This is a genomic window from uncultured Maricaulis sp. (assembly GCF_947259345.1).
Taxonomy (GTDB): Bacteria; Pseudomonadota; Alphaproteobacteria; order Caulobacterales; family Maricaulaceae; genus Maricaulis.
In genome coordinates, this window is sequence record NZ_CAMYLS010000005.1 from 250040 (window position 1) to 274131 (window position 24092).

Genomic DNA, 24092 nt, shown 5'->3' on the forward strand with positions numbered 1-24092 from the left:
CTGATGCAGCCGGATCAGGCTGCGGATTCGACGCCTGGCACATAGTCGAGGATCGGCGCCAGGCAGCGCTCGGCGTCGGCGAGTGTCCAGCCTTTGCGACGGGCATAGTCCTCGACCTGGTCTCGCAGAATACGACCAACCGCAAAATAGTGGCTGTCCGGATGCGAAAGGTACAGGCCTGACACGGAGGAAGCGGGTGTCATGGCGAAAGAATTGGTCAGGCCGATTCCGGTCTTGGCCTCGGCGTCGAGCAATTGGAACAGGGTCCGCTTCTCGGTGTGATCAGGCTGGGACGGATAGCCGGGGGCCGGGCGGATTCCGTCATAGGCCTCGGCGATCAGCTCGCGATTGGTGAAAGCCTCGTCCGGGGCATATCCCCAGTATTCACGCCGGACTTTCACATGCAGCCATTCTGCGGCCGCCTCTGCCAGGCGGTCAGAAAGTGCCTTGAACAGAATTGAATTATAGTCGTCCTTGTCGGCTTCAAAGCTGGCGAGCAGCTCGACATTATCACCGGCGGTCACCGCAAAACCACCCAGCCAATCGCCGTGGCCGGCCGGTGCCAGAAAGTCATACTGGCAGACATGTGGCCGGTCATTGTCCTTGCCGGCTTGCTGACGCAATCCGTAGAAGCGGGCGAGTTCCTTGTTGCGCTTGTCATCGGTAAACACCACCGCATCGTCGCCGTCGCGGTGGGCTGGCCAGAAACCGACTACGGCTCGCGGCTCAAGGAGCGCCTCCGACACGATACGGTCCAGCATCGCCTGAGCATCGGCAAAGAGCGCCTTGGCCGCCTCGCCGCGCTTCGGATCTTCGAATATTGCCGGATAGCTGCCCTTGAGTTCCCAGGTGAAGAAAAAGGGCGTCCAGTCGATATGATCGACGAGTTCGGCCAGGTCGGGCTTCAGCTCGGTCACGCCCGGGCGCACCGGGACAGGCGGCGTATAATTGCTCCAGTCACAGGACCAGGCCTTGTCCCGCGCACGCTCAAGCGGCAGCCGCGCCTTGGCCGAACGCGCCGCAAGCCGCCGCTCACGGATTTTCGCCAGGTCACCCTTGACGCCGCGGGCATAATCATCGCGTTGGTCGGACAGGAGTTTGGACACGACGCCGACCGCACGGCTGGCATCGAGGACGTGCACAACAGGCGCGACCTGGATCGAAGGATCGATCTTGACTGCGGTGTGGGCCGGACTGGTCGTCGCGCCTCCGATAAGGAGCGGGATATCGACTTTCTGGCGCTCCATTTCGGAGGCGACAAAGACCATCTCATCCAGTGACGGGGTGATCAGGCCCGACAGGCCGATAATATCGGCGCCTTCACGGCGCGCGGTTTCAAGAATGGTCTCGCAGGGCACCATCACGCCGAGATCGATGACGTCATAGCCATTACATTGCAGGACCACGCCGACGATATTCTTGCCGATATCGTGAACATCGCCCTTCACCGTTGCCATGATGATCTTGCCGTTCGACTTGCCCTTATTGCCGCTCTTTTCCTTCTCCGCTTCCATGTAGGGAATGAGATGCGCCACGGCCTGCTTCATCACGCGGGCCGACTTGACCACTTGCGGCAGGAACATCTTCCCATCGCCGAACAGGTCGCCGACCACATTCATGCCGTCCATCAAAGGCCCTTCAATGACATGCAGCGGGCGATCAAAGGTCTGGCGGGCCTCTTCGGTATCATCGACAATGAACTCATTGATGCCGTGCACCAGTGCGTGGCGGATGCGTTCCGCGACAGGCGCCTCCCGCCATTTCAGATCACGGACCTTGGCCTGCCCACCGCCCTGCCCGCGATAGCGTTCAGCGGCCTCAAGCAGGCGATCGGTGGCATCGTCACGACGGTTGAGGATGACATCCTCGACCAGCTCGCGCAGCTCCGGCTCGATCTCGTCATAGATGTCTAGCTGCCCGGCATTGACTATGCCCATGTCCATGCCGGCCTTGATAGCGTGATAGAGGAAGACCGAATGCATGGCCCGGCGAACAGTCTCATTGCCGCGAAACGAGAAGGAGATGTTCGAGAGCCCGCCCGAGACGTGGCAGCCCGGCAGGGTCTCGCGGATGCGCCGTGTCGCCTCGATGAAATCGACAGCGTAGTTATTGTGCTCCTCGATCCCGGTCGCGACGGCAAATATGTTGGGATCAAAAATGATGTCTTCCGGCGGGAAACCAATTTCTTCGACCAGGATTTTGTAGGCTCGCTCGCAGATTTCGACTTTGCGGTCTGAGGTGTCGGCTTGGCCGCTTTCGTCAAAGGCCATGACAACGACCGCAGCCCCATAGGCCAGACAGGTGCCAGCCTGTTCACGGAACTGGGCCTCTCCTTCCTTGAGGCTGATCGAATTGACGATTGCCTTGCCCTGCGTGTTCTGCAGGCCCGCTTCAATCACCTCCCATTTGGAGCTGTCGACCATGACCGGAACGCGCGCAACATCCGGCTCGCCGGCGATCATACGCAGGAAGCGAGTCATCGCCTCGACACTGTCGAGCAGACCTTCATCCATGTTCACATCAATGATCTGCGCACCATTCTCGACCTGTTGGCGAGCGACCGAAACCGCTTCAGCGTAGTCACCTTCGGTGATCAGCTTCCGGAAGCGGGCCGAGCCGGTCACATTGGTACGCTCGCCCACATTGACGAAGCTGGGTACGGATACAGACATGAATTGAGCCTCAGGATGCCAGTTCGAACGGTTCCAGGCCGGCCAGGCGCATGGCGCGCTTGCGTTCGGCGGGACGACGCGGATTTGCGGATTTCGCCGCCGCCGCGATGGCACGGATATGATCAGGCGTCGTGCCGCAGCACCCGCCAAGAATATTCACCAACCCGGATGATGCCCATTCACCGACATGACCAGCGGTCTGATCCGGTGTTTCGTCATACTCGCCCATGTCATTGGGCAAGCCGGCATTGGGATAGGCAATTATGCGTGTGTCCGCGACGCGTGAGATCGCGGCGATATAGGGTCGCATCTCGTCCGCTCCCAGTGCGCAATTGAGACCGACGGCCCACGGCCGGGCATGGCGGACAGAATACCAGAAGGCCTCGGCGGTCTGGCCCGACAAGGTCCGCCCGGAACGGTCGGTGATCGTCCCGGAGATCATGATCGGAATGGCATTACCGGACGCGGCGCGCAGGTCCAGAAGCGACTTGATCGCGGCCTTGGCATTGAGCGTGTCGAAGATGGTCTCGATCAGGAAGAAGTCGACAAAGGGCGCCATCGCCTCTGCCTGTTCATAATAGGCTTTTCGTACCGTCTCGAAGTCGACATCGCGGTGCCCTGGGTCATTTACATCCGGGGAAATGGAAAGCGTCTTGTTGGTCGGTCCGATCGCGCCGGCGACACCGCGTTCGATACCGGTCTCCGCCGCCACATCGTCGGCCGCAGCCCGCGCCAGCCGCGCACCCTCGCGCGCGATCTCCGGTGCCAGCGCTTGCATCTCGTAATCCGCTTGCGCGATCGACGTCGCCGAGAAGGTATTGGTTTCGACGATATCTGCACCAGCCTCGAAATAGGCGCGGTGGATGCCCTTCACACTGTCTGACGCGGTGAGATTGAGGATGTCATTATTGCCCTTTATGGACACACCCCAATCGGCAAATCGCGTCCCGCGATAACCGTCCTCATCAAGCTTGAGGTCCTGGATCTGCGTTCCCATTGCTCCATCGAGAATGAGGATGCGATCCGCAGCACGTTCTTCAAACGCCTTGATGCGATCCACGCGGTTCATGAAGCCACCGCCTCACGTTCACGCTCGCCCGCCTTCACACCAAGCAGCTGACAGGTCGAAAGGGCCAGCTCGGCCCGGTTAAGCGTGTAGAAGTGGAAGCCGTCGACCCCGCCATTGCGCAGCTTGCCGCACAATTTCGCCGCCACGTGGGCAGTGACCAGCTGACGGGTTCCCGCATCATCGTCGAGACCTTCATAAGCCTCGTGCAGCCAGTTCGGCAGGCTTGCGCCGCACAGGCCGGCAATCCGCTTGAGCCCCTTGAAGTTCGGCTGCAGCATGATGCCAGGAATAATCGGGATGCTGATCCCGGCACGCGCCGCCCGGTCACGGAAGCGGAAATAGATATCGGAATCGAAAAAGAATTGCGTAATCGCGCGCGTCGCACCGGCATCAATCTTGGCCTTGAGCAGGTCGATGTCGAAATCCGGATTGGGGCTTTCCGGATGAGTTTCCGGGTAGCAACCGACAGAAATCTCGAAATCGCCAATCTCGCGGATACCCCGCGTGAGCTCGGCCGCATTGGCGTAGCCTCCGGCAGGCGGCACGTATGCGCCCCCGATCGCGTCGGGCGGATCACCCCGCAGGGCAACGATATGGCGAATACCGGACGACCAATACTGCCGGATCACGCTATCGACTTCCTCACGCGCCGCATCAACGCAGGTCAGATGCGCAGCCGGCCGGATGGAGGTTTCCTCGACAATTCGCTGGACAGTGCGGTGCGTCCGGTCACGCGTCGAACCGCCGGCGCCGTAGGTCACGGAGACGAAGTCCGGCTGTAAGGGCGCGAGGCGGGATATCGACTCCCAAAGGGTTGCTTCCATGGCGTCTGTCTTCGGCGGGAAAAATTCGAACGAAACCGCCAAGTCGTCTGCACGTCCCTCTATCTGTCCATCCGCACTCATGGCTCACCTTCCGACATTTGGCCCTGCGCCGCGGCCAATCGAGACCACGCTTCCGCAATGAACGCCCCATACATCATCACATAAAGATATCTTTATATGAATTGATTGGCTAGAGGCGATTTCGGACATTCGGCAGCAGTGCGCCGCCGTGCGGCAATATCGCCTGCAAAGCGAACGAGACTTGCATCCGATCGCCACATCTGGTCTACCCAGCCATATAAAGATTTCCTTATATGAGGTTTCGACTGTGAGCCGTTCTTCCTACATCTTCACATCCGAAAGCGTTTCGGAAGGCCATCCAGACAAGGTCTGCGACCGGATTTCCGATACGATTGTCGATTTATTTCTGGGCAAAGACCCGGAAGCCCGCGTGGCATGTGAGACACTGACTACTACCAACCAGATCGTGCTGGCAGGCGAAGTCCGCTGCGCGGCCGAAATCAATGATGACGAGATTGAGGCCGCGGCTCGCGACGCCGTTCGCGACATCGGCTACGAACAGGACGGCTTCCACTGGAAGACCGCCAACTTCCAGAATTTCCTGCATGAACAGTCCGCCCATATCGCTCAAGGCGTGGATGCCAGCGGCGACAAGGATGAAGGCGCGGGCGATCAGGGCATCATGTTCGGCTATGCCTCGGATGAGACGCCGCAGCTCATGCCGGCACCGATCACTTACTCGCACCAGATCCTCAAGCGCATGGCCGAACTCCGCAAATCCGGTGAGCGTCCGGAGTTCGAGCCGGACGCCAAATCGCAGGTTACGATGCGCTATGAGAATGGCGTACCGGCAGGCGTGACGTCAGTCGTCGTCTCGACCCAGCACAAGGACGGGCTGAGCCAAGCTGACATCCGAGAGCTGGTGCGCCCGGTCGTTGCCGAAGTCTTGCCCGATGGCTGGATGCCGCCGGAAGAAGAATTCTATGTCAATCCGACAGGGACCTTCGTGATTGGCGGTCCTGATGGCGATGCCGGCCTGACCGGTCGCAAGATCATTGTTGACACCTATGGCGGCGCCGCGCCGCACGGGGGCGGTGCCTTCTCAGGAAAGGATCCGACCAAGGTTGATCGGTCCGCCGCCTATGCTTGCCGGTGGCTGGCCAAGAATGTGGTTGCCGCGGAACTGGCAAAACGCTGCACTATCCAGGTTTCTTATGCGATCGGCGTCTCCAAACCACTCTCACTCTATGTCGACCTGCACGGAACGGGTCGCGTGGACGAGGTAAAACTGGAAGATGCGCTCCGGCAGCTGGCCAACCTGTCACCGCGTGGCATTCGCGAACGCCTCCAGCTGAACAAGCCAATCTACGCCCGCACCGCTGCCTACGGCCATTTCGGCCGAACGCCGGGCGAGGATGGTGCCTTCTCCTGGGAACGCACCGATCTGGCCGACGAGCTTCGCTCGCTCCTCTGATCCTGATATGAGCAGGGCCAACACACTGGCCCTGCCGCTCCGAGAACACCGATAAAGAAGGACCTGATGGTTATGACGCAATTTGCTGCGGATAAACCCTACGTCGTCAAAGACATGTCGCTGGCCAAATGGGGCCGGATCGAATTTGACATGGCCGAGATTGAAATGCCGGGCCTGATGGCCCTGCGCGAGGAATACAAGGACGCCCAGCCGCTCAAGGGCGCGCGCATTGCCGGCTCGCTGCACATGACCGTGCAGACCGCCATCCTGATCGAAACGCTGACCGCGCTCGGCGCCGAAGTCCGCTGGGCTTCGTGCAACATCTTCTCGACCCAGGACCACGCCGCTGCCGCCATCGCCGAAACGGGTGTGCCGGTCTTCGCCACCAAAGGCGAAACGCTGGAAGAATACTGGGATTATGCCGACGCCATCTTCCATTGGCCGAACGGCGAAACCGCCAACATGATCCTCGATGATGGTGGTGATGCGACCATGTATCTGATCCTCGGTGAGAAGGCGGAGAAAGACCCCTCCCTGCTCGACCACCCGAAATCGGAAGAAGAAACAGCCCTCTTCGCGCAGATCCGCAAGCGCTTTGAAGCAACTCCAGGCTGGTTCGCCAAGGCCAAGGCCGCCATCCAGGGCGTGTCAGAAGAAACGACGACCGGCGTGATGCGCCTCTACCAGATGCAAAAGCGCGGCGAACTGCCTTTCCCGGCAATCAATGTGAATGACAGCGTCACCAAGTCGAAATTCGACAACCGTTATGGCTGCCGTGAAAGCCTTGTCGACGCAATCCGTCGCGGCACCGATGTGATGATGGCCGGCAAGAAGGCCGTCGTCTGCGGCTATGGTGACGTCGGCAAGGGCTCGGCCGAGTCGCTCGCCGGTGCCGGCGCCCGGGTCTATGTCACCGAAATCGACCCGATCTGCGCCCTGCAGGCCTGCATGGACGGTTTCGAGGTCGTGCGCCTGGAAGACGTCATTGGCGAAATGGACATCTTCGTCACAGCGACCGGCAATAAGGACATCCTCACCGTCGACCACATGCGCGGCATGAAAGACATGGCGATCGTCTGCAATATCGGCCATTTCGACAATGAGATTCAGGTCGAGAGCCTGAAGAACTTCCAGTGGACCAATGTGAAGCCCCAGGTTGACCTGGTGAACTTCCCCGAAGGCCACCGCATCATCCTTCTGTCCGAAGGACGCCTGGTGAATCTCGGCAACGCGACCGGCCATCCGAGCTTTGTGATGTCGTCCAGCTTTACCAACCAGACGCTGGCCCAGATCGAGTTGTGGACCAAGGGCGATGACTACACCAACGAAGTCTATATCCTGCCCAAGCATCTCGACGAGAAGGTGGCAGCCCTACACCTCGACAAGCTGGGCGCCAAGCTCACTGTCCTGTCGGAAGACCAGGCCGACTATATCGGCGTGCCGCAGGCCGGCCCGTTCAAGGCCGAGCATTATCGCTACTAGGCAGCTGCAGTTTAGCTGAGACACGCCCCGGTCCCTTGGACCGGGGCGTTTTTGTTAGAGCTACTCCGTTATCGGCAGACAATCGCAGGCTGCGGCCGCCTCCCAGTCCAGCCGGATCCAGCAAAGGGCTTTTTCAAGTGCATGGAACTGGCCAACCTGGCGCCCAGTCGAGTGGGCGACTGTGGCGACGATCATGGAGACGATCTCCTGGTCTTCGGGACGACCGACGAAACCGAGCTTCGTGCCCGGTCGCAAATCATCGACCAATCCCTGGACATTCTCGATAATCTCCACCGGCTCTGCTGTGATGGTCGCATCGGTGATATTGATGAGCGCGCCGCGAACATTCTGCGCATTCGCGACATCCTTGAGTACGAGTCGGGACGCCTCGATTTCGCTCGCGTCAACCGGCCCGGTGTGGATCAGGCAGGCCGCCAAATTGGCTGGATCATGTGTAACGATGAACGTCATCGCGCCCCGATCTGGCTTTCGCATCACCGGATGACCGGTCGAACACGACGAAGCGGCTCTCGGTGACCAGGGCATCCAGTGGCTGATCATGGCCTTGTACTGGAAGGTCGGCAACCACCTGACAGTCGAAAGCCAGCCCGACGGCCCGGACGGGTTGCGTCGCCCGCAGCGCCGCTAGGGTGTAGTCATAGTAACCCTTGCCAAAACCGAGCCGATTGCCACGCCGGTCACAGCCCAGCAATGGGACCAGAAGCAGGCTTGGCTGACAGTCGGATTGTCGGGCGTGCGGCTCCATCACGCCAAACCCCTTGCGCTCGAGTTGATCACCGGTCTGCCAGGCCCGAAAGACAAGCGGCTCACCGTCACCGATGACCACTGGCAGGCAGATGGAATGTCCGCAAGCGGCTAGCCGCGCCATCAGCGGTCGCGGATCCATTTCGCCCGCGAGCGGCCAATAGCCCGCGATACAGTCAGCAGTTTCAGGCACCCACGCGTCCGGAAACGCTTCAGCAAGCGCGGCCCCGGCCTGCGGCTGCGCTTCAGACGCTTGGCGGCGCAGGCCAAGCAAGTGCGCTCGCAAGGCCGCTTTGTCGGCAGGGGAATTCATGTGGCGGCTCCACTTGCGCCGTCAGAGCGTGTTTATCCCCACAAACCCGACAGTTCAGGTGGGCACCACTTAAACGGGACCACGGTCCCAGACAGAGGCAGTTCCCTCGTGGAGGTGTACGGTCCGCAGGATAGACGCCCCGGTCGCACGCAGCAGATGACCGCCACCCCCTATGTGGAGGCGATTGCGCTTCAGCTCAAGCACCGGCTTCCACTATTGCGCTTCCAAGCGCAGCGTCCAGCACGTCTTGGTCCACGCTTATGCCATCACTCTCCAAGCTGTCTGCAAAGCTTTCCATCCGCTCGGCGAGGCGTGCCAATTGTCCCGCCAGACGATCGCGCGCAGCGGATTGCAGGCTGGCCGCTCCATGGTTTTCGTGGCGAAGCCTCTGTACCTGCTCTTCAAGCTCGGCGACCCGCCGGTCCGATTCCTTGAGATCATCAACGAGGATCAAGGAGGCCATCAGCAAGAGCCGCAGATCTCCAATCTGCCCGACCTGCCCGGATATATCGCTCACGCGGTTGTCGAGACTGGTCGCAAGCTCGCGCAAATAGGATTCCTGACCGGCCTCGCAGCCAATCGTAAAGTCGCGACCATTGAGCGTGACGGTGACTCGCGACATCGCCTCAGCCCTCCTCCGCCATCAACTTGCGCAAATCCTCGATCGCACCGTCCAGCGCGTCAGAAGCCGTCTGCGCGGCCTCCTGCAACAATGCCTCGCGGCCACGCGCCTGATCCAGCGCCTCGGCAAGATTGGCCCGGTCGGCGTCAGAATCGCGCGCTTCCATGGCAGCGCGCTCGGCCCGCTCCACACGCGTTCGCATGGCCCGCCCCGCACCTTCAACGCGGCTCATCGCGGCGTCCAGACGAGCGACCATGGCCTCAATGGCATCTTCAGGCATATCAGGGCGCACGTTCATACGCCGAGAATCGTCTGTGTCGGCACAAAGTTCAAGTTCTTCATCAAGATTATCCCCTGCCGCTTTGACTCGCAGACCTTTCATACAGCCCAAAAACGACGGAATAGAGGTGATGGTGACGGCTTGCGCCACACGCGCGAATGTTTGACGCCCTTCGCGGAACGGTCCAAACATCCCGAAGCCGAAAATCGCCAAGCAAAGGCATCCGCTACCGATGTATTCCCTACCCGACTGGGCCTTCTACCCGATCGCGACCGCGCTGGCGGCCGGTATGGTCATAACCGCGATGAGTTTCGGCGAGTCCGGCCACCGAAGTCCGGAAGAAATTCGCGCCGAAGGCATTGCCTTCGCAGATGACAGCCTCGCGGCGCTGACCCTGGGAAACGGATTGGCTGCTGAATTTCTCACGGACGAAGAATCGCAGTTCGCCCGGATATCGGCGGCACGCGGCCCGTTTGACGGCATTCAGTCAGCCGGGGCATTCTTCACGTTGTCGGAAGACGAAATCGAGGCGCTCGAAGGGCATCGCGTCCGCCTGACATTTGTTGTTCGGGCCGCCGAAATCAACGGCGCTGAACAAGTGCGCCTGAACCTGTTCATTCCAGGACGCAGTCAGGGTGACTGGCAAAGCAGCCCGGTGACTTCGGAGTTTACGCGCGTGACTCTCGATCTAACTCCTGCTCAATGCGATTGGGGGTTCGCCTATGTCGCTGTGTGGCCGGACTGGGCAACAGATCGCAACCAGATCGACCTCGAACGCGTGGAAGTCAACGCATTGGAGCCGGTGACCTGCGACGGTTAAACTCGCGTCTTGCCGACGCGCCAGACCTTGGCCCGACGCGTAATAAGATCGAACGGATTCCAGTTCATCATCCGCGCCAAACGCATGGCAGACACGCGTCGACTGGCCTGAATTTCCACGCGAGAGGCCAGAATCTTCTCCCGCGCGGACATGCCATCGGCGATGGCTCGCGCGAACAGGCGGCCCTGCCCAAAGCGGAAAGCGGAAATCCACAACGCCAGGGTAACGGCAACATGGCCTGGCAGCAGGGCCCAGAACAGCCAGCCGGGCGTATTTTTGAGAAACACCCACAAACGGTTGCGGACCCCGTAATAGGTCGCAAACTCGGACCTGCGACCGGATGATCCGTAGCCGACATGGTCAACGCGCGCGCCGGCCAGTTGAATCACCGCCCACCCGCGCAGGCGCGCCCGGTAACCCAGATCAACATCCTCATTGTAGCAAAAGAAGCGGTCGTCAAAGCCGCCAAGCGCCTCGAACACATCGCGCCGAACGAACATCGCCGCGCCACAGGCCGCGAATACCTCGCCTTCGGGGATAGCGTTCAGCTTGCGACCATATCCCGATCGGTAGGCCAGCCCCAGCGCATGGTAGCAATCTCCGGTTCCATCCAGGACGTCTTCATTGCCGGCAGCAAATTGTGTCGACCCGAATAGCGGGACATCCGGATAGGCGCGGCTGGCCGCCTCCAATTGCTCGATCCAATCCCGATGCGGGTAGGCATCCGGGTTCAGCAATGCCAGCCATTCCGACTGCGCCGACCGGGCAAGCAGATTATTGCCGCCAGCAAAACCGAGATTCTCACCACTCTCAATCAGCCGAATGCCGGGCGGAATATCGGCCGCGGCGACACGCTGCCCGTCCGGCGACCCATTCTCCAGGACCAGTATCTCGCGCGGCGCGCGCGTCTGCGACCGCAGTGCATCCAGACAGCCCGCGAGGGTACCAACACTCTTGTAGGCAACGATCAGCACTGTGATATTGGCAGTCTCAGTCACGCGGAATCCTGTATTTGCTTGCGGATTGCTGCGGCGCAGCGCCTTCCCTTTTCCCGGGTAGCGGGTAGCATGCTTTCCGGTTGTCGCGAACTCCTCCCGCATGTGCGCCACCTATTAATGCGTACCTGTAGTGCGGGGGAATTCAGCTCGTAGCGCGGAGCATGCGCGCAATTGTCAAGCATTCCGCGAACCGGCGAAGGACGACACGGTTGAGCAATATCCTGATTGATACCGGCCTCGTTCTTGCGCTCGGTGCCGTACTGCTGTCGGGGCGCCTCTCAACGGCGCGCGCCTTCGCACTCTTTATTGCGGCCGTAATCCTCACGGGTCGGATCTCGCTTGATGATGCGTTCGAACGGCTGACCTCGCCCGCCATTCTCGCCGTTACAAGCCTGGTGATTATCGCCTCGGCCTTGACGCGATTGCCCGGTCTCAGTCGGATTGTGTTCGGACAAGCCGGCCTCCCGACGCGCCTGACGCTCGCCCGCTTCCTTGGCGCGGCGGCGCTGACATCATCGGTGACACCCAACACGGCAGTAGTTGCGGCCCTCCTGGGGCCGGCGGCGCGACGCCCCGACCTCGCCCCGCATCTCCTTCTGCTGCCGCTCTCCTACATGGCCCTGGCCGGGGGGATGATGACCCCTTTCGGGACGTCAGCTAGCCTTATGGTGACTGGCGAAGCCGCGCGCCACGGCATCGAATTGTCTGTACTGGACTTCGTGATACCGGGAGCAGCGGTCGCGGGCGCCGTCTTCATCGTGCTGACGGTCCTGGCACCGGTCATCCTGCGCGAGCGCCAGCCACGGCAAACCGACACATCAGGCATCTTTCACATCGAAGCCCGTATTGACGACGCATCCAGCCTGGATGGCCGCAGCGTCACCTCAGCAGGCCTGCGCCGATTGCACAGCTTCTACCTCGCCGAGGTGGTGCGGGGAAACCGGGTCGTTCGCCCCGCCCATCCCGGTTTCGTGTTGAACTCCGGTGATCGGTTGATTTTCGTCGGCGATATCACACACTTCGATGAGCTCCACAATATTGACGGCCTGACACTGGACAGCGCGCCGAAGAGGCGTGCTGGTGATGAATTCTTTCACGCGGTGATCAGCGGGCAGAGCTTGCTGGACGGCCAAACACTGCGCGAGGCTGATTTTCGTGCCCGTTTCAATGCATCCGTGATGGCCGTTCGCCGCGGCAATGAGCGCCTTTCGGGCAAGCTTGGGGACATCCGCCTTCGCACAGGCGATGTCCTGATCCTGTCTGCTGGACCCGACTTCGGCAGCCGGGATAATGTCCGGCCCAATCTTCACATTCTAGACGTCCGCATGCCCGGCCAGGCTCCGATGCGCGCGAGTACCGCATGGGCGCTCGGATTGAGCTTCATCACATTCCTCGCCGCCGCGCTCACCCAAGTCATCCCATTCCACCACGCAGCCCTCGCGCTGGCGGCTTTGGTCGTGGCCCTCGACTGGAGTTCGGCACGAGAGGTACGCCGGAATTTCCCGTTCGATCTCGTTATCATCCTGTGGGGCGCCATTCTGTTGAGCCTGGTCATCACCCAATCGGGGGCCGCGTCCGCCATGGCCGACATGATCGCGACGGCAACAGCGCACATGCCACCCGCCGCGGCGCTCTGCCTTATCTTCCTATTTGCCTGGGCAATGACCGAATTATTCTCCAATGCCAGCGCCGCGCTCACCGCACTACCAGTGGCGTTGGCCACCGCGGCACAACTCGACCTGCCCGCAGAAGCCTTTGCCCTGGCGACTGCCTTTGGGGCCAGCGCCAGCTTCCTCATGCCCTTCGGCTATCAGACACATTTGATGGTGATGACACCTGGCCGCTACCAGCTCACCGACTTTCTCGCGCTTGGCGGAATCGTGTTTGTGACATACGCCTCGACCGCACTCAGCGTACTCAGCTTCAGCTATCTGTGACTGGAAACCCTCTCATGCCGAACATCGACGACAAGAACGCGATCGCGTTCGAATTTGCCCGCATCTGCTCACTCGCCGCCGTCAAGGTCATGGAGATCTATGCGGGAGATTTTGAAGCGCGCGGCAAGGCCGACAAGTCGCCGGTCACCGATGCGGACGAACTGGCCGAGGAAATCATCCTCGCCGAGCTGGCCTCAAGCCTGCCTGGCATTCCGGTGCTCGCCGAAGAAAGCTTCGCAAGCGGGTTTCGTCCGAATACCGACGGCTCATTCATCCTCGTGGACCCGGTCGACGGCACCAAGGAATTCCTGAGCCGGAACGGCGAGTTTACCGTCAACATAGCGCTCATCGAGAATCGCGCACCGACCGCAGGCTGTGTTTTCGCACCAGCGCGCGAACGCATCTTTGTCGGCGGAACCAATGCATGGGCCGGCACCCTGAAACCAGGAGAATGCGTGAGTCCCGCCTCGCTGCAGCCGATCGAAACCCGGGCCCCGTCAAAAAGCGGGATGATTGCGGTCATGAGCCGGTCTCATGCCGATGACAAGACCGTCGCATTTGCGGAGTCACGGGGCGTCACGGAAATCGTTTCCGCCGGATCTTCATTGAAATTTTGCCTGGTGGCTGAAGGTGTTGCGGACGTATATCCGCGCTTCGGACCGACCAAGGAATGGGACACCGGCGCCGGCCACGCCGTTCTGAACGCCGCCGGCGGGGTGGTATTGACCCCAGACGGGGACCCCTTCGTCTACGCCAAGGCTGAAACAGAGTATCTCAACGGCGCTTTCGTCGCCTGGGCGCGCAAGCCGGATCAGAGGTAAAACCCCGGAGACACGCAACATGCCTCCGGGATTGTTACTCAGCCCAGGCGGCCCAGACGCCTGAGTTCGGCGATCAACTGGTCCGCCGCGTCTTCGGCACTGAGATCGGCCGTCTTGATATGCAGCTCCGGCGAGTCAGGCACCTCATAAGGACTGTCGAAACCCGTGAAATTCTTGATCTCTCCGGCCTTCGCTTTCTTGTAGAGCCCCTTCGGGTCGCGCTCCATGCACAACTCGATCGGCGCATCGATGAAGACTTCAATGAACTCGGACTCATCAACGAGTTCACGCACCATCTGCCGCTCGGAACGGAAAGGCGAAATGAAAGAGCAGGTAACGATCAGGCCCGCATCAACAAACAGTTTTCCGACTTCACCTATGCGTCGGACATTCTCGACGCGGTCTTCGTCGGTGAAGCCCAGATCCCTGTTCAACCCGTGGCGAATATTGTCGCCATCGAGCGAATAGGTGTGATGCCCCGCCTTTGAGAGCTTGCTTTCAACCAGGTTCGCGACCGTCGACTTGCCGGCACCGGACAGGCCGGTGAACCATAGAATTGCAGGCTTCTGCCCCTTGATCCGCGCCCGATCATCCTTGCTCACATCCATGGCATGATGATGGATGTTGGACGCACGCCGCAGACCGAACTCAATCATGCCGGCGCCAACCGTCTGGTTGGTGAAACGGTCAACCAGGATGAAGGCACCCATTCCACGAATCTGCTGGTACGGATCGAAGGCGACCGGCCGGGCAGTCGACAGATTGCAATAACCGATGCCGTTCATATCAAGTTTTCGGCTCGGCTTCTTTTCATAGGTATTGACATCCACGCTGTGTTTCAGCGCTGACACGGTAGCGGGGGTCGTCGCCGTACCGATCTTGAGCAAGTAAGAGCGCCCTGGCAGCAGGCTCTCTTCGGACATCCACAAAATCTCGGCGGCAAACTGATCCGTGACCTCCGGACGCGCCGCGGCCTCGGCGATCACATCACCGCGCGAAACGTCGATTTCGTGGTCGAGGACCAAGGTGATCGCATCGCCGGCGACCGCCTCCACCAGGTCACCATCCGCCGTCACGATCCGCTCGACCATCGCGGTCTGCCCGGACTGGGCTACGACGATGGTATCACCGGGCCTGACGATTCCGGCGACCACCGTCCCCGCATAGCCACGGAAATTGAGATCCGGGCGATTGACCCACTGGACCGGCATGCGGAACGGCTGATTCTGGATGTCACTGCTGACGTCCAGTTCTTCGAGGTGCTCGATCAAGGTTGGCCCGGTATGCCAGGCCATGTCCTCGCTGCGCCGCGTGACATTGTCACCATAGCGCGCCGACATGGGGATGGGCGTGATCGTCTCGAAACCCAAGGCCTCGGCGCTCCGCAGATAGTCCGCGACGATCTCGTGGAAACGGCCGCGCGAATGCTCTACCAGGTCCATCTTGTTAACCGCCAGAACGATGTGGCGAATGCCCATCATCCGCGCAATGTAAGTGTGGCGCAGGGTCTGGACGAGCACGCCCTTGCGGGCATCAATCATCATCACCGCGACATCAGCCGTCGACGCGCCAGTCGCCATATTGCGGGTATACTGCTCGTGACCGGGCGTATCCGCGACCACGAACTTGCGCTTTCCGGTCGCGAAGAAACGATAGGCGACATCGATCGTGATGCCCTGTTCGCGTTCCGCTTCCAAACCATCCAGCAAGAGAGCGAAATCGACCTCATCACCGACAGTGCCGTGTTTGCGGCTGTCACGTTCCAGGACGCTGATCTGGTCCTCGAACAATAGTTTGCTGTCGTAGAGCAGACGGCCAATCAGGGTCGACTTGCCGTCATCGACTGAGCCGCAGGTCAAGAAGCGCAGGACACCCTGCCCGCCGGATTGGGTCAGGCGATCGATGACGTCCGCGCGTGAGCTTTCGATACTCATCAGAAATAGCCCTCGCGCTTCTTTTTCTCCATCGACCCGGCTTCATCGTGATCTATCAATCTCCCGGAGCGTTCCGACGTGCGAGCGGTGAGCATCTCCAGCACAATGCGCTCAAGACTGTCGGCGTCGGACTCGACCGCACCGGTGAGCGGGTAGCAGCCGAGTGTGCGGAACCGCACCCGTCTGAGCTCCGGCGTCTCGCCGGGATGCAGCGGCAAACGGTCGTCATCCACCATGATCAGCTGGCCGTCGCGCTCGACAACAGGACGTTCGGCCGCAAAATAAAGCGGCACAATCGGGATGGCCTCTTCCAGGATGTATTGCCAGATATCCAGCTCGGTCCAATTGGACAAGGGGAAGACCCGGATTGACTCGCCCAGCTTGATCTTGGTGTTGTAATTATTCCACAATTCGGGGCGCTGATTCTTCGGGTCCCAACCCTGATTGACATCGCGGAACGAGAAAATCCGCTCTTTGGCGCGCGATTTCTCTTCATCACGCCGCGCACCACCAAATGCCGCATCATAGCCGTGCCGAGTCATGGCATTGCGAAGCGCCTCGGTCTTCATCACCTGGGTATGGACCTGAGATCCGTGGTCGAACGGATTGATGCCTCGAGTTCGGCCGTCTTCATTGATTTCAACCCGAAGCTCGAGCCCAAGCGCCGCCGCGATCGCGTCCCGAAATTCAATCATTTCCTTGAATTTGAAGGTCGAATCGACATGTTGCAAAGGGAATGGCAAGCGCGATGGATAGAAGGCCTTGAGGGCCAGATGAAGCATCACCGCGCTGTCCTTACCAATCGAATAGAGCATGACCGGATTGGAAAACTCAGCCGCGACTTCCCGCATGATGTGGATGCTTTCGGCCTCTAACGCATGCAAGTGCCCCGACAAGGGTTGTGGGCGCTTGTACGGACCAGCGCCAAACCGCGCAGCATAGGCGCGGATCCGTTCGGATATGTCGATTGTCACTATTCGGCTTCCTGTTCGATCGCTCACAAGGGGCCCTGAACCTCGTGGACGTCTAGACAAACACGCTCTTTGGTCGCCGACAACCAAGAGACATTGGCTTTATATGGTACGGACGCGCCGTCATTCCAAGCGCCGACAGCACTCGCCCCTGTCAGTTGCGCGAAGCATACCCGGTTACGGCATCCACGACGCGATCAATATCCGCCTGCGGCATATCCGGGTGCATTGGCAATGAGACGACCCGGTCGGCCGCGGCCTCGGTCGCCGGCAGACCTCCAGGAGCACAGGGAAATCCTGAATAGGGTTCATGCTTGTGCAGCGGGATCGGATAATAGACGGCCGTCGGGACACCGCGCTCGGCGAGAAAGGCCCGGAACCCGTCCCGGTCAGCAACTTCAATGGTGTACTGCGCCCAGGTGGACCGGGCGCCGTCGATGATACGCGGCGTTTTCACGGCATTGCCAAATCCGGTGGCGTAGGCATCTGCGACGGCCTGCCGCATCGCGATCTCCTCGCCGAATACATCGAGCTTGGCCAGTAGAATGGCCGCCTGGATCGTATCGAGGCGCGAATTCAGACCAATACGGGCATACTCGTAGCGCGACGCGCCCTCGCCGTGCACGCGTACCGACTTCATGGCCGCATAGAGTGCGTCATCCTTGCACAGGATTGCGCCCCCATCTCCATAAGCACCCAATGGCTTGGCCGGATAGAATGACACCGTGAGAACATCAGCCCAATGCAGGGTCGCCTTGCCGTCGAGCGTGCACCCGTATCCCTGTGCACAATCCGAAATAAGCTTCAGCCCGTTCTCGCGCGCAATCGGCTTCAGGGCCGGATAGTCCGCTGGTTGCCCAAACAGGTCTACCGCGATTACGGCGCGTGGCGTCAGTTCTCCAGCCTGATTCACCGCCTCGACCGCTGCTGCAAGGCTCGCGGCCGACATGTTGTAGGTATCCGGATCGATGTCGACGAAGACAGGCGTTGCGCCGGCCAACACCACGACTTCCGCTGTCGCAGCAAAGGTGAAGCTGGGCACGAAGACCGCATCGCCGGGCCCGATTCCGAATGCCATCAACGGGATGAGAATGGCGTCAGTGCCATTGGCGCAACTGAGCGCGCGGCCCAAGCCGCTGAACTCGGCCAGCCTGTCCTCAAGCTCATTGACTTCCGGACCGAGAATATAGCGGCCTTCGTCGAGAACCTTCATCACGGCGGCGTCGATCCGGTCCTTGATGCGGGCTCGTTGTGCACCAAGGTCGATGAAAGGGATCATGTCGGACATCTTGCAGCCTTCCCGTGCGGCAAATCAGGTCGCAATGCGACTCGCAACGCTGCATAGCGGCACCCCGCCGCGCCTTGAAATCACGAAACATTTCGCTTCTGCACAGGACAGACCCAGCTCTGCGCTGTGCGCAAAGCGGCGCAGCGGGCCCCACACGCGAAGTGCTGTTCACGCGCTTTTGTTCCCGCGCGGTTTCGCGGTAGATGTAGGCGTATAGTTCAAGAAGGCCTTGTCTGCCCTTCTTTGTTTCGTGCCTGCGCACAAGAGAAGCTGTGGCGATGACCTCGACGATAACCTTTGCGGCTGCGGTTCCAATTGGCGCATGGCACGCCTTTATCCCGCACGCCTTCGAAAGCCTCGCCAATCAGGGCGTGGAACTCGACGTCGCCTTACTGGATGCATCCGGCGATCCGAGAGTTGTCGAAGCGGCTGAAAAGTGCCCCCTCGATTTCGCCTATCGTCGCCACGGCCCGGATCAGGGCCAATCCGATGCCATCGATGAGGGTTGGCGAAAGACGCACGGATCGGTTGTCTTCTGGCTCAATGGCGACGACCGGCTGACACCCGGCGCACTCAAGCGGGTCAGGGACCTTTTCGACTGCAATCCGGACATTGATGTCGTTTACGGGCAGTCCGATTTCATCGATGGGCAAGGCCGCCGTATTGGCCAACACGACCAGACCGAAGAGATTTCGGACCTGTTGCTAAGGTCCAACATCATCTCCCAACCATCCTGCTTTGTCCGCCGGACCGCGCTCGACTCCATTGAGGGTGTCAATAAATCCCTCCACTATGTGATGGATTGGGACTTGTGGATTCGCCTCTATCGAAACGGGGCCCGCTTTCTCCATACCGATCAGACCTATTCAGAGGTCTATATTGGCAACGATACGAAGACGGGGGCCGTGTCGCCTGACAGACTGACAGAAGTCTTCAACCTGGTTCGTCGGCATGCCGGCTATTGGCCAGCGTTGAAATCGACCGTCGCGCTGGCAGCGCACACCCTGCAATCCAGGCGCCAACAGGCATGACGAAACCGGCACTTCCGAAAATTCATCTGGTTACCCCCAACTACAACGGGGCTGACTATCTGGAGGAAACCATCCTGTCTGTGCTGCAACAGGGTTACGAAAACCTCCACTACACACTTGTTGACGGCGCCAGCCAGGACGGCTCCCGGGATATTCTCGAACGGTATCGTGGCGCGGTGTCGGAAGTCATCATAGAGCCGGATGACGGTCACGCGGACGCGCTGAACAAGAGCTTTGCGACGCCGCATGGCGACATTATGGGCTGGATCAATTCCGACGACATTCTTTTGCCGGGTTGCCTGTCAATTGTCGGTCGGATTTTTGCCACCTACCCGGAAGTCTCATGGGTCACAGGACTGCCGACAACTTGCGATCTAACCAGCAAGCTGACCTATGTTGGCCCCACCAAGAACTGGTCAAGACTTCGCTTTCTTGCGGGCGACCACCTCTGGATCCAGCAGGAATCAACCTTCTGGCGACGCAGCCTGTGGGAGAAGGCGGGCGGCCAATTGGACACGCGCTTCAAGGTCGCCAACGACTTTGAATTATGGTCACGCTTCTTCCGTCATGCTGACCTGCATACCGTGGAGTCCATGCTTGGCTGTTTTCGCGTCCGCGAAGGTCAGCGCTCGGACGTCGATCGAGCTCGCTATATGCGAGAGGTTGATACTGTGCTGAAGAGGGAACTCGACCAGCTTGCGCCGGATTTCCGCGAAACATTCTGCAACCTTGTACCGAGATCTCCCAGGCACTTGGAAGCCGAGGCATTGGCCGAGCTCAGGACCGAGTTGAGCCAAGCCGACCCGCCGGTGATCACCCGACGCGGACTGCGGTGGCGGGCTCCCCTGCATTCACACTCAGCTCGAGAAGTCCGCGATCAGGTGAATAGACTAGTTTCACCGACCTCTTCAGGATGGAAAGGGCTTGTTAAGCGGAATTGGCGGTTTCTTGCCTCCGGCGCAAGCGTCCTGTCGGTTGCAGGAATCGTCGCATTTCTTGCCCCATCATTATCAATTTGGGTGGCACTAATTTGCGGACTGGGGACGGCCTTCAGCCTGATTATCGCGATTGCCTTGAAGACCCGGCGCATTATTCGGACCCTTCTTACAGCTGTCGCTGAAATTCATGTCTACAACGCAGATTCCACGTATGCTCAACATATCATAGATCAGGAGCTAGACGAGCTCAGCGCGCGCTTGACGGAGTAGCGCGGTTATGTCGGCCACATCAGCTGCTTAGGGTCAAATTCCCCATTTCCGACGGTGAAACCGCCATGCATCCGCGATGATTGTATCGATATCTGAGCGCTTTGGCCTAAATCCAAGCAACTCGGCCGCATGGGCGGTGCTAGCAGATAGCGCAGCCGCATCGCCCGGTCGCCGGTCACACACATCATACAATGGCTTCAGCCCCGTTACCCGTTCGATAGATCGCAATATTTCGAGAACGGTCACACCTGTGCCAGTGCCGAGGTTAGTCACTATTAACGGATCACCGCTGGCCAACTTGTCCACCGCTGCCAAGTGGGCGTCCGCCAAATCCATTACATGGATGTAGTCTCGGATATTTGTCCCATCGCGCGTCGGGTAATCGGTTCCAAACAGCTTCATTCTAGCGCCTAAACCGGAAGCTGACTTCAAAGCATTCGGGATAAGGTGCGTTTCAGGGTCGTGTTCTTCTCCAATATCTCCGTCAGAACTGGCACCTGCGGCATTGAAATAGCGGAGAATCGCGCATCTGATCCCACCGGCGTTTGAGAGGTCGATCATCATCTCCTCGACCGCCCGCTTGGTGCGACCGTAAACACTGACGGGATTGCATGCTTGGCGTTCTGTGATCGGGATCGCGTCCGGCTGTCCATAGACCGCGCAGGTCGAGGAGAACACGACATTCTTAATGCCGGTCTTTGACATTCCATTGAGGAGATTAATGACGCCGCCGGTATTGTTCGTCCAGAATTTGAGTGGATACCGCTCCCCTTCACCGACCTCAATACACGCTGCAAAATGCATGATGGCGTCTGGCTTGTAGCGCTCAAGAGCGCCTTCGATCTCCTGCGGGACTCGAATGTCGCCGATCGCCAGCTCACCCCATTTTACGGCGTGCTTGTGCCCTGTGGACAAATTGTCAAAAACGATAGGCTCAATACCGCGCGCGGCAATCGCCTTACAGGCGTGCGACCCGATATATCCCGCGCCGCCGACAACAAGAATGCGTTCCATTACAAGCCTCTTCCTTGCCTCATACGTCTAGTCGACGTAGACAATAATGCGCTCACCGTCGATAAAGACAGATGAAGGCGAAGGCCAGGGCTCGCGTTCATCCAACAAGCCTTCCTCGACTATTTCGGCCGCTGACTGCTTGCGGCCATATGTCAATCGAACAGAAGAGCCCAACAAACCGAAAACATGGTCATCAACCCAGATGTCGGAAATTTCGCCATAATCCATATGGCCATCACCCAGCTCGTCCCAATTTCGACCACGAGAACGAAGAAGTTGAAGCCGATACCGCGGGAGGGCGCCAACTCGTATCAAGTCGTATCGAACTGATGGGTCGAAATTCTCCAACGTTTCAATCCGATAGAGTATTCGGTTGAAGGTCGAGAGATCGCGTTCCTGGCCCCGCATCAATACGTGCTGGCGCACCAAGTCCGCCTGCACCGAAACAACAATCACAAACGCACTCAAACCGACCGCCGCTATTCGAGCGAGCCCGGCCCGGAAATGATGGGAGACGAGCAATCCGGCGAATCCATAGAGGTAAATCAAGCCGGAATTATATCGGTACTGATAGATATTTCCCGGGTCCGAAATGTAAAAAATAGCTTTGCTGGCTAGGATCGCGAACGGCCATGCCAACACAAGACTTATCACTCCTACCGCATTCTCTCGCGCCGCAACCAACGACGTGAAAGCTGCGAGGGCGACCAAGATTCCAAACCCGACATTCAACGCGTTGAGGATATCCGGTTGGGTGATAATGAGGTGCCTGAACGCAGCGAACGATACTTCTCGTATACGCTCGACCAAGGCGCCGAAGTCCGCAAGGTCGATCGCTTTGCCATTGTCGGGAAGATACTGGATCGTCCATAGATAGATCATCAATCCGATCGTTGTCGCGACAAACGCACCAAGCGCCGGTGACCAGACCCTGACTATTTGAGACAAGACCGATCCAGCATCGTCGGATTTGCTCCCTGGGCTTTCGCAAGCTCGCCAGATAACGCCTGTTACAACGAGGACAGCAAGCGCGCCGATTGCTGCCTGATAGGTTGCAAGCATAAAGACGACGACGATACTCGCCGAAACCAATCGCCTTATCGAAAACTGGGTCAATAATGCCGCTGCGACACATGCAAGTAGGTTTGCGATAAAGAATATTGGCGACATAAACCCATAATAATAGAATGCAAGATTAATAGGGCATACGATAATTATTGCACCGAATATAAATAGTGAATCCCTCTGAAAATCACTTCCATAAGACCTGATGATTATAAAAACGGACGCCAACGCCGCAGCCAGTGAAAGCCCTGGCATAACAACAGGGACGTTTGCACCATAATGCAACCAACCTATGACCGGTCCCATCCAGCGGCCATTTTGTACTTGCTCATTCTCCGCGAGCCACGGCATACGGAACGCATGGTTATCTAATAGAAATTGAGTATAAAATATAAAGTATGAAAAGACACCCAACGCCAACAACAAAAGCATTGTGGCTCGCCTATCTTTCAATTCCTGAATCAATTCGGACCTGAACGAAATAATAGTCGAAATAGTGCTGTTAAATATTTTTATCACAATTCACCCCAACACCTACACCCTTGAATCCACGAAGTATTTAGGCCTCCGCTTAACCTCCAAGTATATTTTCCCCACATACTCACCGATCAAGCCCAATGCCAGGAGCTGCACGCCACCAAAAAATGAGATCGCAATAATCACTGATGCCCAACCCTCGACGCTCGCGCCCGCCAGCGCTGCCGCGAAGGCGAAGATTGTGGTCGCAAAAGCCAACATTGAAATCACGACACCTAACGCCGTAATGAGCCGCAATGGGCGAATGGATAAGGAGGTCACGCCCTCCCAAGCAAGCGACACCATTTTCGCGAGCGGGTATTTCGATTCACCAGCTTGCCGCTCTGATCGGGAGTATTCTACAACTCCCGAACGATAACCAATCATGGGAACGATCCCGCGCAGGAACAGGTTGGTCTCCCGATACTCGAGCAAGCTATCGAGGGCTCGCCGGCTCAGTAGGCGAAAATCCGCATGATTGAATACAATATCAACACCAAGAAACTTGAGTAATTTGTAGTATTGCTCCGCAGTATTTCGCTTAAATACAGTATCCGTGCTCCGATCAGCGCGCACTCCATATACGATGTCACACCCATCTTGGGTAGATTTGAGCACCATTTGCTCTATCACTGCGGGATCATCCTGTAGGTCTGCGTCGATTGTTGCGATCAGGTCGCCTTGCGCCTCGGTCATGCCCGCGAGCACAGCCACTTGGTGTCCCCTATTGCGCGACAGCCGGACCCCTTTAACCTCGTCGTGCTTGTTCGCGAACTCTGATATCAATCGCCAAGTTTCATCACGCGAACCATCATCCACGAACATAACGCGACTGTTTTCTGACACCAGCTTCTTCTCGACGAGATCCCGGATTACGCCCACGAAAACGGGGGTGCTGATAGGCAATACGTCCTGCTCATTGTAGCACGGAACAACGATTGTAAGCTGAGGAAGCATCCCCACCCCC

At 58.8% G+C, this 24092-nt stretch carries 21 protein-coding genes; 7 read left to right on the forward strand and 14 right to left on the reverse strand.

The annotated features are described in order from the left end of the window. Positions 1-14 precede the first annotated feature (14 nt). From metH to metF, 3 genes are read right to left on the reverse strand one after another with little or no spacing between them, the layout of a single operon-like run. On the reverse strand, positions 15-2672 hold the full coding sequence (gene metH / locus Q0X62_RS03040) for a methionine synthase (RefSeq protein WP_297731462.1): 2658 nt from the start codon (positions 2670-2672) through the stop codon (positions 15-17). Between the two features lie 10 nt (positions 2673-2682). Then, on the reverse strand, positions 2683-3741 hold the full coding sequence (locus Q0X62_RS03045) for a homocysteine S-methyltransferase family protein (RefSeq protein WP_297731464.1): 1059 nt from the start codon (positions 3739-3741) through the stop codon (positions 2683-2685). Next, on the reverse strand, positions 3738-4646 hold the full coding sequence (gene metF / locus Q0X62_RS03050) for a methylenetetrahydrofolate reductase [NAD(P)H] (RefSeq protein WP_297731467.1): 909 nt from the start codon (positions 4644-4646) through the stop codon (positions 3738-3740). Before metF ends, Q0X62_RS03045 begins: the two co-directional genes overlap by 4 nt. 247 nt (positions 4647-4893) lie before the next feature. Between metF and metK the strand changes: the two genes are divergently transcribed. Continuing rightward, on the forward strand, positions 4894-6060 hold the full coding sequence (gene metK, locus Q0X62_RS03055) for a methionine adenosyltransferase (RefSeq protein WP_297731469.1): 1167 nt from the start codon (positions 4894-4896) through the stop codon (positions 6058-6060). A gap of 72 nt (positions 6061-6132) precedes the next feature. Next, on the forward strand, positions 6133-7542 hold the full coding sequence (gene ahcY, locus Q0X62_RS03060) for an adenosylhomocysteinase (RefSeq protein ID WP_297731555.1): 1410 nt from the start codon (positions 6133-6135) through the stop codon (positions 7540-7542). 60 nt (positions 7543-7602) lie between these two features. Here the strand turns inward: ahcY and Q0X62_RS03065 are convergent, their stop codons facing one another. From Q0X62_RS03065 to Q0X62_RS03080, 4 genes are all read right to left on the reverse strand, one after another. Then, positions 7603-8013 (reverse strand): hypothetical protein, encoded by a 411-nt coding sequence (locus Q0X62_RS03065; RefSeq protein WP_297731471.1) that lies wholly within the window; start codon positions 8011-8013, stop codon positions 7603-7605. Beyond that, on the reverse strand, positions 7991-8620 hold the full coding sequence (locus Q0X62_RS03070; protein ID WP_297731473.1) for a 5-formyltetrahydrofolate cyclo-ligase: 630 nt from the start codon (positions 8618-8620) through the stop codon (positions 7991-7993). Before Q0X62_RS03070 ends, Q0X62_RS03065 begins: the two co-directional genes overlap by 23 nt. A gap of 196 nt (positions 8621-8816) precedes the next feature. Continuing rightward, a complete protein-coding gene (gene zapA / locus Q0X62_RS03075) occupies positions 8817-9242 on the reverse strand; it encodes a cell division protein ZapA (RefSeq protein WP_297731475.1) in 426 nt (141 codons plus the stop codon). Positions 9243-9246: 4 nt separating this feature from the next. Beyond that, positions 9247-9735, reverse strand: a complete 489-nt coding sequence (locus tag Q0X62_RS03080; protein ID WP_297731477.1) for a DUF4164 family protein — start codon at positions 9733-9735, stop codon at positions 9247-9249. Between the two features lie 76 nt (positions 9736-9811). On the opposite strand from Q0X62_RS03080, the gene Q0X62_RS03085 reads away from it, so the two are divergent. Further along, positions 9812-10342: a hypothetical protein gene (locus tag Q0X62_RS03085; protein ID WP_297731479.1), complete on the forward strand. Its 531-nt coding sequence runs from the start codon at positions 9812-9814 to the stop codon at positions 10340-10342. Here Q0X62_RS03085 and Q0X62_RS03090 read toward each other — a convergent pair. Further along, the gene (locus Q0X62_RS03090) at positions 10339-11340 is read right to left on the reverse strand and encodes a glycosyltransferase family 2 protein (protein WP_297731481.1); all 1002 of its coding nucleotides are present in this window, start codon (positions 11338-11340) and stop codon (positions 10339-10341) included. The two genes, Q0X62_RS03085 and Q0X62_RS03090, sit on opposite strands and share 4 nt — an antisense overlap. Before the next feature lie 209 nt (positions 11341-11549). Between Q0X62_RS03090 and Q0X62_RS03095 the strand changes: the two genes are divergently transcribed. Both Q0X62_RS03095 and cysQ read left to right on the forward strand, forming a co-directional pair. Next, complete coding sequence (locus tag Q0X62_RS03095) at positions 11550-13277, forward strand: SLC13 family permease (RefSeq protein ID WP_297731482.1); 1728 nt, start codon at positions 11550-11552, stop codon at positions 13275-13277. A 14-nt stretch (positions 13278-13291) separates the two neighbouring features. Next, positions 13292-14098, forward strand: coding sequence for a 3'(2'),5'-bisphosphate nucleotidase CysQ (gene cysQ / locus Q0X62_RS03100; RefSeq protein WP_297731484.1), 807 nt, complete (start codon positions 13292-13294; stop codon positions 14096-14098). Between the two features lie 38 nt (positions 14099-14136). On the opposite strand, the gene cysN is transcribed toward cysQ, so the two are convergent. The 3 genes from cysN to Q0X62_RS03115 form a co-directional block, all read right to left on the reverse strand. Then, positions 14137-16032: a sulfate adenylyltransferase subunit CysN gene (gene cysN / locus Q0X62_RS03105; protein WP_297731487.1), complete on the reverse strand. Its 1896-nt coding sequence runs from the start codon at positions 16030-16032 to the stop codon at positions 14137-14139. Beyond that, positions 16032-16928 (reverse strand): sulfate adenylyltransferase subunit CysD, encoded by an 897-nt coding sequence (gene cysD, locus Q0X62_RS03110; RefSeq protein ID WP_366946096.1) that lies wholly within the window; start codon positions 16926-16928, stop codon positions 16032-16034. The genes cysN and cysD overlap by 1 nt, the downstream gene beginning before the upstream one ends. Positions 16929-17157: 229 nt before the next feature. Then, positions 17158-18291, reverse strand: a complete 1134-nt coding sequence (locus Q0X62_RS03115; RefSeq protein WP_297731492.1) for a DegT/DnrJ/EryC1/StrS aminotransferase family protein — start codon at positions 18289-18291, stop codon at positions 17158-17160. A gap of 278 nt (positions 18292-18569) precedes the next feature. Between Q0X62_RS03115 and Q0X62_RS03120 the strand changes: the two genes are divergently transcribed. Then, positions 18570-19322 (forward strand): glycosyltransferase, encoded by a 753-nt coding sequence (locus Q0X62_RS03120; protein ID WP_297731495.1) that lies wholly within the window; start codon positions 18570-18572, stop codon positions 19320-19322. Further along, entirely contained in the window at positions 19319-20530 is a 1212-nt protein-coding gene (locus Q0X62_RS03125) for a glycosyltransferase family 2 protein (protein ID WP_297731498.1), read from the forward strand. The genes Q0X62_RS03120 and Q0X62_RS03125 overlap by 4 nt, the downstream gene beginning before the upstream one ends. A gap of 33 nt (positions 20531-20563) precedes the next feature. Here Q0X62_RS03125 and galE read toward each other — a convergent pair whose 3' ends face one another. The 3 genes from galE to Q0X62_RS03140 form a co-directional block, all read right to left on the reverse strand. After that, on the reverse strand, positions 20564-21544 hold the full coding sequence (gene galE, locus Q0X62_RS03130) for a UDP-glucose 4-epimerase GalE (RefSeq protein WP_297731501.1): 981 nt from the start codon (positions 21542-21544) through the stop codon (positions 20564-20566). A 27-nt stretch (positions 21545-21571) separates the two neighbouring features. After that, complete coding sequence (locus Q0X62_RS03135) at positions 21572-23041, reverse strand: glucosyltransferase domain-containing protein (RefSeq protein ID WP_297731504.1); 1470 nt, start codon at positions 23039-23041, stop codon at positions 21572-21574. Positions 23042-23143: 102 nt separating this feature from the next. Next, complete coding sequence (locus tag Q0X62_RS03140) at positions 23144-24082, reverse strand: glycosyltransferase family 2 protein (RefSeq protein ID WP_297731507.1); 939 nt, start codon at positions 24080-24082, stop codon at positions 23144-23146. Positions 24083-24092 lie beyond the last annotated feature (10 nt).

Bases quoted from the DNA above. Each gene is read 5' to 3' on its own strand.
- metH (WP_297731462.1), bottom strand. From the start codon at position 2,672: ATGTCTGTATCCGTACCCAGCTTCGTCAATGTGGGCGAGCGTACCAAT.
- Q0X62_RS03045 (WP_297731464.1), bottom strand. From the start codon at position 3,741: ATGAACCGCGTGGATCGCATCAAGGCGTTTGAAGAACGTGCTGCGGAT.
- metF (WP_297731467.1), bottom strand. From the start codon at position 4,646: ATGAGTGCGGATGGACAGATAGAGGGACGTGCAGACGACTTGGCGGTT.
- ahcY (WP_297731555.1), top strand. From the start codon at position 6,133: ATGACGCAATTTGCTGCGGATAAACCCTACGTCGTCAAAGACATGTCG.
- Q0X62_RS03065 (WP_297731471.1), bottom strand. From the start codon at position 8,013: ATGACGTTCATCGTTACACATGATCCAGCCAATTTGGCGGCCTGCCTG.
- Q0X62_RS03070 (WP_297731473.1), bottom strand. From the start codon at position 8,620: ATGAATTCCCCTGCCGACAAAGCGGCCTTGCGAGCGCACTTGCTTGGC.
- zapA (WP_297731475.1), bottom strand. From the start codon at position 9,242: ATGTCGCGAGTCACCGTCACGCTCAATGGTCGCGACTTTACGATTGGC.
- Q0X62_RS03085 (WP_297731479.1), top strand. From the start codon at position 9,812: ATGGTCATAACCGCGATGAGTTTCGGCGAGTCCGGCCACCGAAGTCCG.
- cysQ (WP_297731484.1), top strand. From the start codon at position 13,292: ATGCCGAACATCGACGACAAGAACGCGATCGCGTTCGAATTTGCCCGC.
- cysN (WP_297731487.1), bottom strand. From the start codon at position 16,032: ATGAGTATCGAAAGCTCACGCGCGGACGTCATCGATCGCCTGACCCAA.
- Q0X62_RS03115 (WP_297731492.1), bottom strand. From the start codon at position 18,291: ATGTCCGACATGATCCCTTTCATCGACCTTGGTGCACAACGAGCCCGC.
- Q0X62_RS03120 (WP_297731495.1), top strand. From the start codon at position 18,570: ATGACCTCGACGATAACCTTTGCGGCTGCGGTTCCAATTGGCGCATGG.
- Q0X62_RS03125 (WP_297731498.1), top strand. From the start codon at position 19,319: ATGACGAAACCGGCACTTCCGAAAATTCATCTGGTTACCCCCAACTAC.
- galE (WP_297731501.1), bottom strand. From the start codon at position 21,544: ATGGAACGCATTCTTGTTGTCGGCGGCGCGGGATATATCGGGTCGCAC.
- Q0X62_RS03135 (WP_297731504.1), bottom strand. From the start codon at position 23,041: ATGCTTTTGTTGTTGGCGTTGGGTGTCTTTTCATACTTTATATTTTAT.
- Q0X62_RS03140 (WP_297731507.1), bottom strand. From the start codon at position 24,082: ATGCTTCCTCAGCTTACAATCGTTGTTCCGTGCTACAATGAGCAGGAC.